The following is a 13,806-nucleotide window of genomic DNA, read 5'->3' as shown; positions in this document are numbered from 1 at the left end:
TCATGCGCACAGCGCCAGCGCCTCGAGGCAGGCGCGCCGGTGCGCCTCGCCCTGCGACGGCTTCACCGTGCGGCCGGCGACGCGCACGCCGTAGTCCACGCCGAGCCGGTCGGCCATCAGCACCCAGGCGCACAGGCGCGACAGGCGGGCCTCGATGTCAGGCAGCGCGGCGGCGTGCGCGTCGAGCCAGAGTTCTTCGCGCTGCGTGTGCTGCGTGTCGCGGCTCACCAGGTCTTCGGAGCCGGTGGCCTGCGCGCGGGCCGCCTTCTTCCAGACCACGAGCTTGAGCGGATCGCCGCGCCGGTAGGCTCGCACGCCGTCGTACTCGCCGGCGTTCTGCGCCCGCACCGCGGCCGACGCGGCGGCGGGCCCCGAGAGCGGCTCGCCCGCCGGCAGCGGCGGTGGATGGGCTTCGGGCGTCGGGTACACGAGCAGCTGCGCGGCCGGCCGCCAGACGGTCCAGACGCGGAAGGTGCCGAGCGGAAAGCGCGTCTCGGCGGTCAGCGGCGGCACCGGGTGCAGGCCGCGCCGCTCGGGCTGGAAGGCGATCTCCACCGTGGCCGTGCCTTGGGCGGGCACGTCGGTCCAGGCCCACTGGCCGCTGCCGCGCACCGCCATGCCGATGCCGTAGCGCACGCTGCGCCGTTCGTTGTGCAGCACCACGCGCAGCACCGCCGCGGCGCCCGCGAACTGCGCCTCGGGCGGCACCATGCGCAGCGCCAGCCCGCGCAGCGTGGCGTGGCACACATGCATGCCCACCGCGACGCTGCCGGCCAGCAGGAAGGTCAGCAGGTAGCCCAGGTTGAGCTGGTAGTTGATCGATGCCACCAGCAGCACCAGCAGCGTGGCCGCCAGCGTCCAGCCGGCGCGCGTGGGCACGATGTAGACGTTGCGCTGGGTGAGTTCGAGCGTGTCTGACGGGGCCCGGCGCGAGAGGAACCAGCCGTCGATGCGCGAACGCAGGACGCCGACAGGGTTCACGGCAGCGGCACCGCGGCGATCATGGCGCGCACCTGTTCGACGGCGCCACGGCCCGCGTCGCCCACGGGCGTGAGGCGGTGCGCGATGGTCTGCGGCAGCACGGCCTGCACGTCGTCGGGCGCCACGTAGTTCCGGTTGGCCAGCAGCGCCTGTGCCTTGGCGGCGCGCAGCACGGCGATGCCCGCGCGCGGCGACAGGCCCTGCAAAAACCAGCGGCCCGAGCGGGTCGCGGCGATCAGGTCCTGCAGGTAGTTCAGCAGCGGCTCGGCCGCATGCACCTGCTGCACGCGCTGCTGCAGGGCGGTGAGTTCGCCGGCGGTCAGCATCGCGGGCAGGCCGGCGAGCATCTCGCGGCGGTCGGCGCCGGCCAGCAGCTGGCGCTCGGCCGCGCGGTCGGGGTAGCCCAGCGAGATGCGCATCAGGAAGCGGTCGAGCTGCGATTCGGGCAGCGCGAAGGTGCCGAGCTGGTCCTGCGGGTTCTGCGTGGCGATCACGAAGAAGGGCGAGGGCAGGGGGCGGGTCTCGCCCTCGACCGTGACCTGCTTTTCTTCCATCGCCTCGAGCAGCGCGCTCTGGGTCTTGGGGCTGGCGCGGTTGATCTCGTCGGCCAGCAGCACCTGCGCGAAGATCGGCCCGGGGTGGAACACGAAGGCCTGCTGGCCCCGGTCGTAGATTGCCACGCCCGACAGGTCGCCCGGCATCAGGTCGGCCGTGAACTGCACGCGCGAGAACTGCAGGCCGAAGGTGTGCGAGAGCGCATGGGCGAGGGTGGTCTTGCCGACCCCCGGCACGTCCTCGATCAGCAGGTGCCCGCCCGCCAGCAGACAGGCCACGCAGTCGCGCACCTGGGCCTCTTTGCCAACAATCACCGTGTTAAGCTGACTCAGCAAAGTGGCTAGCTTCGCAGCAACGTCCATATTTGTATCCATATGCAAACGATACCGTAAGACCTTGCGGCCCCATGCTGCGTGAGGTCTAGACGCGACGACACGAGACACGGCGAGAGATGGGCAAGACAGGCTACTTCACGCATCGCGACTTCTGGAAGCACGACATGGGCAACGGGCATCCCGAATGCCCCGAGCGGCTGGATGCCATCGAAGACCGGCTGCTGTTGACCGGCGTCGGCGACGCGCTGGCGCGGGGCGAGGTGCCCCTGGCCACGCTGGAACAGATCACCCGGGCCCACAGCCACGCGCATGTCGAACACCTCGAGGAGTTGCAGCAGCGCCTCGTGGCCGACGCGCCCGCCGGCGGCCCCGACCATGCGCAGGTCGATCCCGACACCGTGCTGACCCGCTTCACCCTGCTGGCCGCGCGCCGCGCCGCGGGTGCCGCCGTGGCGGCCACCGATGCCGTGATGGCCGGCGAGATCGAGAACGCCTTCTGCCCCGTGCGCCCGCCGGGCCACCATGCCTGCCGCGAGCAGGCCATGGGTTTCTGCTTTTTCAACAACGTGGCCATTGCCGCGCGGCATGCGCTCGAGGTGCACGGGCTGGACCGCGTGGCCATCGTCGATTTCGACGTGCACCACGGCAACGGCACCGAGAACATCCTGTCGAACGATCCGCGCGTGCTGATGGTCGGGTTCTTCCAGCACCCGTTCTATCCGTACAGCGGCACCGAGCACCCGGCCTCGAACATGCTCAACCTGCCGATCCCGGCCTACACCAAGGGCATGGACGTGCGCGAGCTGGTCGAGGCGATCTGGATGCCCCGGCTCGAAGCCTTCAAGCCGCAGATGGTGTTCATCAGCGCCGGCTTCGACGCCCACCGCGAGGACGAGCTGGGCCAGCTCGGCCTCAACGAAAACGACTTCGCCTGGATCACTGGCCGCGTGCGCGATGTCGCCAAGCGCCATGCGCGCGGGCGCATCGTCTCGCTGCTCGAGGGCGGCTATCACCTCGACGCCCTGGCGCGCAGCGTGGAAGCGCACATCCGCGTGCTGGCGGACCTGTAACCCGGTTGGCGCCCGCGGGGCGTCCTGTTTCTTTCACCGATGAATTTCAATTTCGACGACTTCCTCCAGCGCCTGCGACAGGTCGACGCGCACGGCCTGGGCATCGAACTCACCGTGCTCGTGACCTGCGTGGCCGTGGCATGGGCGGTGTGCAAATGGTTCGGGCGCGACCAGCCCAAGGATTCGATCTGGTTCGGCGAGCGCACCTTCGACGGCCTGCTGTTCCCGCTGCTCGCGCTGGTGCTCACCGGCATTGCGCGCCGCCTGGCGCTCGACCTGCTGCCCGTGGTGCTGGTGCTGCGCATCGCCGTGCCGGTGTTCCTGTCGCTGGCGGTCATCCGGCTGTTCGCGCGGGTGCTGCGGGCCGTGTTCCCCACTTCCAGCCTGGTGCGGCTGATCGAGCGCACCATCTCGTGGCTGGCCTGGATCGCCGCCGTGCTGTGGATCGTCGGGCTGCTGCCGCCGGTGCTGGCCGAACTGGACGACATCACGCTGGCCTTCGGCAAGACCCGCGTGAGCCTGCAGACCATCATCCAGGGCGCGTTGTCGGCCGGGCTGGTGCTGATGATCGCGCTGTGGATCTCCAGCACCATCGAGAAGCGCATCCTGCGCGAGGCCGTGAGCGACCTGTCGATGCGCAAGGTGGCGTCGAACGCAGTGCGCGCCTTCCTGCTGCTGATCGGCCTGCTGTTCGCGCTGTCGGCGGTGGGGGTCGACCTCACGGCGCTGTCGGTGCTGGGCGGCGCGCTCGGCGTGGGCCTGGGCTTCGGCCTGCAGAAGCTGGCGGCCAACTACGTGAGCGGCTTCGTGATCCTGCTGGAGCGCTCGATCCGCATCGGCGACAACGTGAAGGTCGACACCTTCGAAGGCCGCATCACCGACATCAAGACGCGCTACACGCTCATCCGCGCGGGCAACGGGCGCGAGGCCATCGTGCCGAACGAATCGCTCATCACCGGCCGTGTCGAAAACCTGTCGCTGGCCGACCGCAAGTTCAACATCACGACCAACATCGTGGTCGGCTACGAGAGCGACGTGGCGCAGGTGCAGGGCATCCTGTGCGACGCCGCCAAGGCCCAGCCGCGCGTCATGACCGACCCCGCGCCCATCGCCTACCTCGTCACCTTCGCACCCGACGGGCTGGAGTTCAGCCTGAACTTCTGGGTCGCCGACCCTGACAAGGGCAAGGACAACGTGCGCTCGGCCATCAACATCGCCATCCTCGAAGGACTGCGGGCCGCCCGCATTGACATTCCCTATCCGCAGCGGGTGCTGCGAGTGGAATCTTTGCCGGCGGGAGTGGCCGCAGCGCCTCCCGCTGTTTTATAATCACGGAAAAGCACGATCGTTCTTTTTTATGGCCCTCGAGGCCGACAAGAAGAATGGAGAGGCAGCCAAGGCCGGCGTCCTAAAATGGCAGGCTGCTCTCGAAGCCCCCCTTTTTGCAATCCAATGGAGTCAAGTCAATGAAGGTTCTTGTGCCTGTCAAACGGGTCGTCGATTACAACGTGAAGGTGCGCGTCAAGAGCGATGGCACCGGGGTGGACATTGCCAACGTCAAGATGAGCATGAACCCCTTCGACGAGATCGCTGTCGAAGAAGCGGTTCGGCTGAAGGAAAAGGGCATCGTGACCGAAGTCATCGCCGTCTCGTGCGGCGATGCCAAGTGCCAGGAAACCCTGCGCACCGCGATGGCCATCGGCGCAGACCGGGGCATCCTGGTCGAGACCGCTGAAGAACTGCAACCGCTGGCCGTGGCCAAGCTGCTGAAGGCGCTGGTCGACAAGGAACAGCCCCAGCTGATCATCCTGGGCAAGCAAGCCATCGACGACGACGCCAACCAGACCGGCCAGATGCTGGCTGCGCTGGCCGACCTGCCCCAAGCCACCTTCGCCTCGAAGGTCGACCTCGCAGCCGACAAGGTCACCGTCGCACGCGAAGTCGACGGCGGCATGGAAACGCTGACGCTCACGCTGCCCGCGGTCATCACGACCGACCTGCGCCTGAACGAGCCGCGCTACGTCACCTTGCCCAACATCATGAAGGCCAAGAAGAAGCAGCTGGACACCTTCAAGCCCGAAGACCTGGGCGTGGACGTGAAGCCCCGCCTGAAGACCCTCAAGGTCAGCGAGCCCCCGAAGCGTGGCGCCGGCATCAAGGTGCCCGACGTCGCCACCCTGGTGGACAAGCTCAAGAACGAAGCCAAAGTGATCTGAGGAAGAAACGAACATGACCGCACTCGTCATTGCCGAACACGACCACGCCAGCATCAAGCCGGCCACCCTCAACACCGTGACCGCAGCCCTGGCTTGCGGTGGCGACGTCCACATCCTCGTGGCCGGTGCCAACGCAGCGGAAGCCGCCAAGGCCGCCGCGCAGATCGTCGGCGTTTCCAAGGTGATCGCCGCTGATAGCGCATCGCTGGCCGAAAACCTCGCCGAGAACGTCGCAGCGCAAGTGCTGGCGATCGCCGGTAACTACAGCCACATCCTGTTCCCCTCGACCGCCAACGGCAAGAACGTCGCACCGCGCGTGGCTGCCAAGCTCGACGTGGCGCAGATCAGCGACATCACCAAGGTCGAGAGCCCCGACACCTTCGAGCGCCCGATCTACGCCGGCAACGCCATCGCCACCGTGCAGAGCACCGACGCCACCAAGGTGATCACCGTGCGCACGACCGGCTTCGACGCCGCAGCCGCCACCGGTGGCAGCGCCACCGTTGAAACGGCTGAAGGCGTCGCCGACAGCGGCAAGAGCGCCTTCGTGGGCCGTGAAGTCACGAAGAGCGACCGGCCCGAACTGACGGCAGCCAAGATCATCGTCTCGGGTGGCCGTGCCCTGGGCAGCGCCGAGAAGTTCACCGAAGTGATGACGCCGCTGGCCGACAAGCTGAACGCGGGCCTCGGTGCCAGCCGCGCTGCAGTGGACGCGGGCTACGCACCGAACGACTGGCAAGTGGGCCAGACCGGCAAGATCGTCGCGCCGCAGCTGTACATCGCCGCGGGCATCTCGGGCGCGATCCAGCACTTGGCCGGCATGAAGGACTCGAAGGTCATCGTCGCGATCAACAAGGACGAAGAGGCGCCGATCTTCTCGGTGGCCGACTACGGTCTCGTGGCCGACCTGTTCACGGCCGTGCCGGAACTCGTGAAGGCGCTCTGATCGCTTCAACGCATTGAGCCAGAAGGCATCGTTCGCGATGCCTTTTTTACATCTGCCGCTCCCACCGCGGCCCCTGGAGAGAAGACATGAGCTACACCGCCCCCCTCAAGGACATGCTGTTCGACATCGAACACCTGGCCAACATCGGCGAGATCGCCAAGCTGCCCGGCTTCGAAGACGCCGGCCTCGAAACCGCACAGGCCGTGCTCGAAGAGTGCGCGCGCTTCAACCAGGACGTGGTGGCGCCGCTGAACGTCGAAGGCGACCGCAACCCCTCGTCGTTCAAGGACGGCGAAGTCACCACCAGCAAGGGCTTCAAGGACGCCTTCGCGCAGTACGTGTCGGGCGGCTGGCAGGGCCTGCAGCATCCGGCGGACTTCGGCGGCCAGGGCCTGCCCAAGACCATCGGCGCGGCCTGCGGCGAAATGCTCAACTCGGCCAACATGAGCTTCGCGCTGTGCCCACTCTTGAGCGATGGTGCCATCGAGGCGCTGCTCACCGCCGGCTCCGACGAGCTCAAGGCCGTGTACCTCGAGAAGCTCGTGAGCGGCCAGTGGACCGGCACGATGAACCTCACCGAGCCGCAGGCCGGCAGCGACCTGGCCATGGTGCGCAGCCGCGCCGAGCCGCAGCCCGACGGCACCTACAAGGTGTTCGGCACCAAGATCTTCATCACCTACGGTGAGCACGACATGGCCGAGAACATCGTGCACCTCGTGCTGGCCCGCGTGAGTGGCGCGCCCGAGGGCGTGAAGGGCATCAGCCTGTTCGTGGTGCCGAAGTTCATGGTCAACGCCGACGGTTCGCTGGGCGCACGCAACGACGTGCATTGCGTGAGCATCGAGCACAAGATGGGCATCAAGGCCTCGCCGACCGCCGTGCTGCAGTACGGCGACCACGGCGGCGCCGTCGGTTACCTCGTGGGCCAGGAGAACCGTGGCCTCGAGTACATGTTCATCATGATGAACTCGGCCCGCTACGCCGTGGGCATGCAGGGCATCGCGATCGCCGAGCGTGCCTACCAGCACGCCGTCGCTTACGCCAAGGATCGCGTGCAGAGCCGCCCGGTCGATGGTTCGATCAACGCCAGCGCGCCCATCATTCACCATCCGGACGTGAAGCGCATGCTGATGACGATGCGCGCCTACACCGAAGGCTGCCGCGCGATGGCCTCGGTGGCCGCCGCCGCCTACGACGCCGCGCACCACCATCCCGATGCCGACGCGCGCAAGCAGAACCAGGCCTTCTACGAATTCATGGTGCCGCTGGTGAAGGGCTACAGCACCGAGATGAGCCTCGAAGTGACCTCGCTGGGCGTGCAGGTGCACGGCGGCATGGGCTTCATCGAGGAGACCGGCGCGGCGCAGTACTACCGCGACGCGAAGATCCTCACGATCTACGAAGGCACCACCGCGATCCAGGCCAACGACCTCGTGGGCCGCAAGACCGCGCGCGACGGCGGCCAGACCGCCAAGGCGATCGCCGCGCAGATCGAGAAGACCGAGGCCGAGCTCGCCAAGAGCGACAGCGCCGCGGCCGCAGCCGTCCTCAAGCGCCTGACCGCCGCGCGCCTGGCCTTCATCGACGTGGTCGACTTCGTCGCCGGCCAGACCAAGGCTTCGCCCAACGCTGTGTTCTCGGGCAGCGTGCCGTACCTCATGCTGGCGGGCAACCTCGTGGCCGGCTGGCAGCTCGCGCGTTCGCTGATCGTGGCGCAGGACCAGGCCTCGCACAACGTGGACGTCGCCTTCATGCAGGCCAAGATCGCCACCGCGCGCTTCTACGCCGAGCACATCCTGAACAAGGTGCCGGGCATCCGCGACAGCATCGTCGAAGGCGCCGAGAGCGTCACGGCGCTGGCGCTCGAAGCGTTCTGACGCACCTGCCGCTGTCGCCCACCTGACGGGCGGCAGCGGCCCCTTGCTCTTATAAAACCGAACCCCTTCCCGGAGACGACATGTCCAAGCTGCCTTCTGTTCTCGCGAACCTCCCGCTGCCGATCATCGGCTCGCCGCTGTTCATCATCAGCAACCCCAAGCTCGTGATCGCGCAATGCAAGGCCGGCGTGGTCGGCTCGATGCCGGCGCTCAACGCCCGCCCGGCCGCCCAGCTCGAAGAGTGGCTGATCGAGATCACGGAGGAGCTGGCGGCCTACAACAAGGCCAACCCGGACAAGCCGGCCGCGCCCTTCGCCATCAACCAGATCGTGCACAAGAGCAACGACCGCCTGGAGCACGACATGGAGATGGTCGTGAAGTACAAGGTGCCGATCGTGATCACCTCGCTGGGCGCGCGCACCGACGTGAACGACGCGGTGCACAGCTACGGCGGCGTGACCTTGCATGACATCATCAACAACAAGTTCGCGCAGAAGGCGATCGAGAAGGGCGCCGACGGCATCATCGCCGTGGCGGCCGGTGCCGGCGGCCATGCGGGCGTGAAGAGCCCGTTCGCACTGGTGCAGGAAATCCGCCAGTGGTTCGACGGCCCGATCGCGCTGTCGGGCTCCATCGCCTCCGGCGGCGCGGTGCTCGCGGCGCAGGCCATGGGCGCCGACTTCGCCTACATCGGCACCGCCTTCATCGCGACCGAAGAAGCGCGCGCGAGCGAGGAGTACAAGCAGGCCATCGTGGACGGCAACTCGGACGACATCGTCTACTCGAGCCTGTTCACCGGCGTGCACGGCAACTACCTGGCGCCCAGCATCGTCAAGGCCGGCATGGACCCGGCCAACCTGCCCGAAGGCGACGTGACGACCATGAACTTCGGCGGCGGCGAAGGCAGCAAGGCCAAGGCCTGGAAAGACATCTGGGGCTCGGGCCAGGGCATCGGCGCGATCACCGAAGTGGCGAGCGCGGGCGCCTTCATCGAGAAGCTCAAGCGCGAATACCAGGAAGCACGACAGCGATTGGCACTTTGAACGGTTCGCACGCACCGGCATCGACCTCCGCCGCGAGCGGTGGCGGCGGGGCTGTGCCTGCGCGGCAGGGGCGCATGCCGCTGCTGGACGTGGTCAAGGGCCTGGCCTGTGCGCTGATCGTGGGGCACCACCTGGCGCGCTACGGCCCGATGCCGGCCGGCGCGCAGGTGCTGGCGCCCGATTTCTTCGGCTGGCTCGCGAACGACGGCCGGCTCGCGGTGCAGGTCTTTCTCGTGATCGCCGGCTTTCTCGCCACGGCGAGCCTGGCGCCCGACGGCGTGCTGCGCGTGGACCGGCCGCTCTCGCGGATCTTCCAGCGCTATGGCCGGCTGGTCATGCCGTACCTGGCGGCGCTCACGGTCTGCGTGCTGGTGGCCGAGGTGGCGCGGCCATGGCTGGGTGAAGAGGTGGTGCCGGCCGAGCCGAGCCTCGGTCAGCTGCTGGCGCACGGCCTGCTGCTGCAGGATCTGCTGAACTACGAGTCGCTGTCGACCGGTGTCTGGTACGTGGCGATCGACTTCCAGCTCTTCGCGCTGGCGCTCGCACTGGTCGGGCTGCCCGCCGTGCTGCGACAACCCACTTCGGCCGCGCGCTGGGCGCCGGTGGCGCTGGTGTTCATCGTGGCCGTGGCGTCGCTCGCGCTCTTCAACCGGCAGGCGCGGCTGGACGAAACGGCGTTCTATTTCTTCGGCGCCTACGGGCTCGGCATGCTGGCCTTCTGGGTCGGCCGCGCCACGCGCACCAGCACCTGGTGCAGCGCCGTCGCGCTGCTGGCGCTGGTGGGGGCGGGCGCGCTCGCCATCGACTGGCGCAGCCGCATCGCCATCGCGCTGGTGACCGCGCTGCTGATCGCGGTGGCGCAGCGCCGGCAGTGGCTGTCGCCCGCGCACTGGCCCGCGGCGGCCGTGCCGCTGCAGCAGCTGGGGCGCATTTCGTATTCGCTGTTCCTGATCCACTTTCCGGTGCTGCTCGCCGTGAACGCGCTGGTGGCGGGCCTGGGGCCGCACGGGCCGTGGGTCGACCTGCTGGGCATGGTCGCGACCTTCGGGCTGTCGGTGGGCGCGGCGGTGCTGCTGTACCGCGGGGTCGAAGCCCGGCCGGCCTCGCTGCGCAGCGTCTGCACACTTTTTGCCGCATTGCTCGTCAGCGGCCTCATCGTGTCGTACTGAAGCGCGCCGCACCCACTGCGGTGCGGCCCTTTTTCTTCCCATTCCTTTGCAAATCTGTTGCCTTCGGGCTTCAGAGCGGGCAGTCTGCGCGAACTGCCCCTGTTGTGTATGATTGTGAATCTTTCAGTAAATACTGAAAATACACAAACTCAAGGAATGACAGAACCATCGCCGCCACGATCGCCGTTGAAGGCTTTCACGTCGCCCGACATCGGCAGCGTGGTGCAAGGCGTCGCGGCGCTCGCGTGGCTGCCGCAGGCGGCGCTGTTGGCGATGGCGGTCCAGGGACTGGCCAGCGGTGAAGGCATGGCGGCCGTGCTGTGGCCGGCGGTGGGCATCCTCTTGCTCGGCCTGCTGCGCGCGGGCTGCGAAGCCTGGGGCGTGCGCCGCACCTTCGGGCGCGCGCGGGCGCAATTGACGGCCTTGCGCGCGCAGACCGCAGCCGCATTGGCGGCCGGTTCGCCGCTGGACCGCGAACGCGCGCCCTCGGGCCTTGCGGCCAGCGTGCTCGCCGAACAGGCCGAGGCGCTGGTGCCGTACCTCGTGCGCTACCAGCCCGCACGCTGGCGCGCGACGGTGGTGCCGCTCTTCCTGCTCGCGGCAGTGGCCTGGTTCTCGTGGGCGGCAGCGTTGGTGCTGCTGGTGGCGGCGCCGCTGATCCCGATCTTCATGGCCATCGTCGGTTGGCGCGCCAAGGCGGCCAGCGAGGCGCAGATGGTCGAGATGGGCGGCATGAACGCCTTCCTGCTCGACCGCCTGCGCGGCCTGGCCACGCTGCGCGCGCTCGATGCGGTCGATGCCACGGCCGACCGGCTCGGCGCCTCCGCCCAGTCGCTGCGCCAGCGCACGATGGCGGTGCTGCGCATCGCGTTCCTGTCGTCCGCCGTGCTGGAGCTGTTCTCCGCGCTGGGCGTGGCGCTGGTCGCGGTCTACATCGGCTTTCACCTGCTGGGCTCGCTCGGCTTCGGTGCCTGGGGCCAGCAGCTCAGCCTGGGCGAAGGCCTGTTAGTGCTGTTGCTGGCGCCGGCCTTCTTCGAGCCGCTGCGCGAGCTGTCGGCGGTCTGGCACGACCGCGCGGCCGGCGAAGTGGCGCTGCAGGCGCTCGATGACCTGCAAGGCGGCGCGCTGCCGTTGCCCGGCGCGGGCGTCGCGGTCACGCGCGCGGCGACCGGTGCCGCCGGGGCAGGGGCCGCGCCGGCGGTGACGGTCCACGGGCTGCATTTCTCCTGGCCCGGCGAGTCGACGCCGCTCTTCGACGGATATGAACTGCGCATCGGCGCCGGCGAACATGTCGCGCTGGCCGGCCCCAGTGGCTCGGGCAAGACCGCGCTGCTCTCGCTGCTGGCCGGGCTGATGCCCGCCACGCGCGGCGAGATCGCCATCGGCGGCGTGCCGCTGACCGAACACACGGCCGCCGCATTGCGCCAGCGCACGGCGTGGATGGGGCAGAAGCCCCACGTCTTCGCCGGATCGGTCGAAGCCAACGTGGCGCTGGGCCGTGCCGACATCGGCGCGCCCGAGGTCGCCGAGGCGATGCGTTTCGCGGCGCTCGAGGACGTGGCGCAGGCCCATCCCGGCACCGCGCTGGGCGAGGGCGGAAGCGGCCTGTCGGGCGGCGAGGCCGTGCGGCTGGCGCTGGCGCGCGTCGCGGTGCACCCGCATGCCGACCTGATCCTGGCCGACGAGCCCACGGCCCACCTCGACACCGCCACCGCCGCACGCGTGGCCGACGCACTGGTGGCGCTCGCCTGCGGCCGGACGCTGATCGTCTCGACCCACGACCCGGTGCTGGCCGCGCGCATGGACCGTACCGTGAGCCTCGGCCCCGAGCCGCTGGTGGAGAAGGCCGCATGAGCCGCCACGCCGCCCGTTCCCCTCGCTGGCGCGACCTGCGCCTCGTGCTGCGTCCCTTCCTCGCGACCCAGCCGCGCGCCTTGCTGCTGGGCTGCCTGCTGGCCGCTGTCACCGTGCTCGCGGGCATGGCGCTGCTGGGCCTGTCGGGCTGGTTCATCACCGCGACCGCGCTCGCCGGCCTGCATGCGGCCACGGCCTTCACCTTCGATGTCTTCATGCCCTCGGCCGGCATCCGGCTGCTGGCACTCGGGCGCACGGGGTCGCGCTACGGCGAGCGGCTGGTCACGCACGACGCCACCTTCGCCGTGCTTGCCGAACTGCGCGTGCGGCTGTTTCGCGGCTGGGCGCGCCCCGAGGCCGCGCGCGACCTGCTGATGCGGCCGGCGCGGCTGCTGTTCCGCCTCACGTCCGACATCGACGCACTCGAGTCGCTCTACCTGCGCCTGTTCGTGCCCGCCGCCGCGGCGTTGGGCGCGGCGCTGCTGGCGGGCATCGTGCTCGGCTTCATGCATGTGGGGATGGGCGTGGCGATCGCGCTCTGGCTCTGTGCCATCGGCTGGGGGCTGGCGTTCCTCATCGCGCGGCGTGCGCGGCAGCCGGCGCGGCAGCGCGCCCATGCCGTGGAGGCGCTGCGCGCGCGGGCTGTCGACCTGGTCGCGGGCCAGGCGGATCTCGCGATGGCGGGCCGGCTCGACGCCCAGCACGCCGCGCTGATGAATGCCGACGCGCACCTCGCGCAGGCCGACCTGGCGCTGAACAAGCTCGAAGCCGCTGCTGGTTTCGCCTACGGCAGCGCGGGCACCCTGACGTTGGTCGGCGTGCTGCTGGCTGTCGGCGCGCTGGTGAGCGAAGGCGTCATCGGCGCCCCCGGCGCGGCGCTCGCGTTGCTGATCGCGCTCACTGCCACCGAGCCGTTCGCGGCGCTGCGGCGTGGCGCGCTCGATGCAGGACGCACGTGGCTGGCCGTACGCCGGCTGGCACCGCGACTGGACCCGTCGGTGGAAGAGGGCGCGCGCCCCGCTCGCACCGCGCAGACGGCGGCGGTGCGGGTCGACCACCTCACCGTCATGCACCCCGGCAGCCTTGTCGAAGTGCTCAGCGGCGTGTCGCTGCACCTGAACGCCGGCGAACGCGTCGCGCTGGTCGGCGCCAGCGGCGCGGGAAAGTCCACGCTGCTCTCCGTGATTGCCGGCGACCTCACGCCGCGCGCCGGCCAGGTGCAGGCGCAACCGGCCTGCCTGCTGACCCAGCGCACCGAACTCTTCCAGGACAGCCTGCGCGACAACCTGCGCCTGGCCGATCCGCAAGCGAGCGACGAGCGCCTCTGGTCCGTGCTGCACGCCGCCGGCCTCGATGCCGACGTGCGCGCGCTGGCCTCCGGCCTCGACACGCGCCTGGGCGAAGGCGGCCTCGGCCTCTCGGGCGGGCAGTCGCGCCGGCTCGCGCTCGCGCGGCTGTTGCTGCGGCCCGTGCCGCTGTGGCTGCTCGACGAACCGACCGAGGCGCTCGACGCCGCCACCGCGCACGACGTGCTGCAGCGCCTGGCGCAAGAGGCCGGCCCGCGCACGCTGCTGATCGCCACGCACCTGCGCCGCGAAGCCGCGCTGGCCGACCGCCTCGTGTGCATGGCGCAGGGCCGCATCGTCGCCGACCTGCGCCGTGGCACGGAGGCCTTCGAGGCCGCGCTGCGCGGCCTGCGCCCCGATTGACCCGAGCCCGTACCGACCGAACGAACGAACGAACGAACGAACAGAACACAT

Annotated in this window: 11 protein-coding genes; 9 read left to right on the top strand and 2 right to left on the bottom strand. The window is 69.4% G+C overall.

Features of this window, described 5'->3' with window-relative positions:
- Both FFI97_RS10985 and FFI97_RS10980 read right to left on the bottom strand, forming a co-directional pair.
- Positions 1-981 (bottom strand): DUF58 domain-containing protein, encoded by a 981-nt coding sequence (locus FFI97_RS10985; RefSeq protein ID WP_139706766.1) that lies wholly within the window; start codon positions 979-981, stop codon positions 1-3.
- Positions 978-1,898, bottom strand: a complete 921-nt coding sequence (locus FFI97_RS10980) for an AAA family ATPase (RefSeq protein WP_070059454.1) — start codon at positions 1,896-1,898, stop codon at positions 978-980. Before FFI97_RS10980 ends, FFI97_RS10985 begins: the two co-directional genes overlap by 4 nt.
- 89 nt (positions 1,899-1,987) lie before the next feature.
- Here FFI97_RS10980 and FFI97_RS10975 point away from each other — a divergent pair, with 89 nt between their 5' ends.
- The 9 genes from FFI97_RS10975 (at position 1,988) to cydC (ending at position 13,755) form a co-directional block, all read left to right on the top strand.
- A complete protein-coding gene (locus FFI97_RS10975; RefSeq protein WP_062482261.1) occupies positions 1,988-2,941 on the top strand; it encodes a histone deacetylase family protein in 954 nt (317 codons plus the stop codon).
- Positions 2,942-2,980: 39 nt separating this feature from the next.
- A complete protein-coding gene (locus tag FFI97_RS10970) occupies positions 2,981-4,270 on the top strand; it encodes a mechanosensitive ion channel family protein (protein ID WP_139706768.1) in 1,290 nt (429 codons plus the stop codon).
- Positions 4,271-4,407: 137 nt separating this feature from the next.
- Positions 4,408-5,157 (top strand): electron transfer flavoprotein subunit beta/FixA family protein, encoded by a 750-nt coding sequence (locus FFI97_RS10965; protein ID WP_070060185.1) that lies wholly within the window; start codon positions 4,408-4,410, stop codon positions 5,155-5,157.
- Between the two features lie 13 nt (positions 5,158-5,170).
- Positions 5,171-6,103: an electron transfer flavoprotein subunit alpha/FixB family protein gene (locus FFI97_RS10960; protein ID WP_139706770.1), complete on the top strand. Its 933-nt coding sequence runs from the start codon at positions 5,171-5,173 to the stop codon at positions 6,101-6,103.
- Positions 6,104-6,189: 86 nt separating this feature from the next.
- Complete coding sequence (locus FFI97_RS10955; protein WP_070059450.1) at positions 6,190-7,980, top strand: acyl-CoA dehydrogenase; 1,791 nt, start codon at positions 6,190-6,192, stop codon at positions 7,978-7,980.
- Between the two features lie 80 nt (positions 7,981-8,060).
- Positions 8,061-9,023 carry an NAD(P)H-dependent flavin oxidoreductase gene (locus tag FFI97_RS10950; RefSeq protein ID WP_062482679.1) on the top strand — a complete coding sequence of 321 codons (963 nt, stop codon included), beginning with the start codon at positions 8,061-8,063 and terminating at the stop codon, positions 9,021-9,023.
- A 74-nt stretch (positions 9,024-9,097) separates the two neighbouring features.
- Positions 9,098-10,192 (top strand): acyltransferase family protein, encoded by a 1,095-nt coding sequence (locus tag FFI97_RS10945; protein ID WP_062482677.1) that lies wholly within the window; start codon positions 9,098-9,100, stop codon positions 10,190-10,192.
- Positions 10,193-10,348: 156 nt separating this feature from the next.
- Positions 10,349-12,046, top strand: coding sequence for a thiol reductant ABC exporter subunit CydD (gene cydD, locus FFI97_RS10940; RefSeq protein ID WP_144004428.1), 1,698 nt, complete (start codon positions 10,349-10,351; stop codon positions 12,044-12,046).
- Positions 12,043-13,755 (top strand): thiol reductant ABC exporter subunit CydC, encoded by a 1,713-nt coding sequence (gene cydC, locus FFI97_RS10935; protein ID WP_144004427.1) that lies wholly within the window; start codon positions 12,043-12,045, stop codon positions 13,753-13,755. Before cydD ends, cydC begins: the two co-directional genes overlap by 4 nt.
- Positions 13,756-13,806 lie beyond the last annotated feature (51 nt).

Source organism: Variovorax sp. KBS0712 (assembly GCF_006323185.2).
GTDB classification, from domain to species: Bacteria; Pseudomonadota; Gammaproteobacteria; order Burkholderiales; family Burkholderiaceae_C; genus Variovorax; species Variovorax boronicumulans.
Note: the sequence above shows the minus strand (reverse complement) of the source record. Positions and strands in the feature narration are given on the sequence as shown.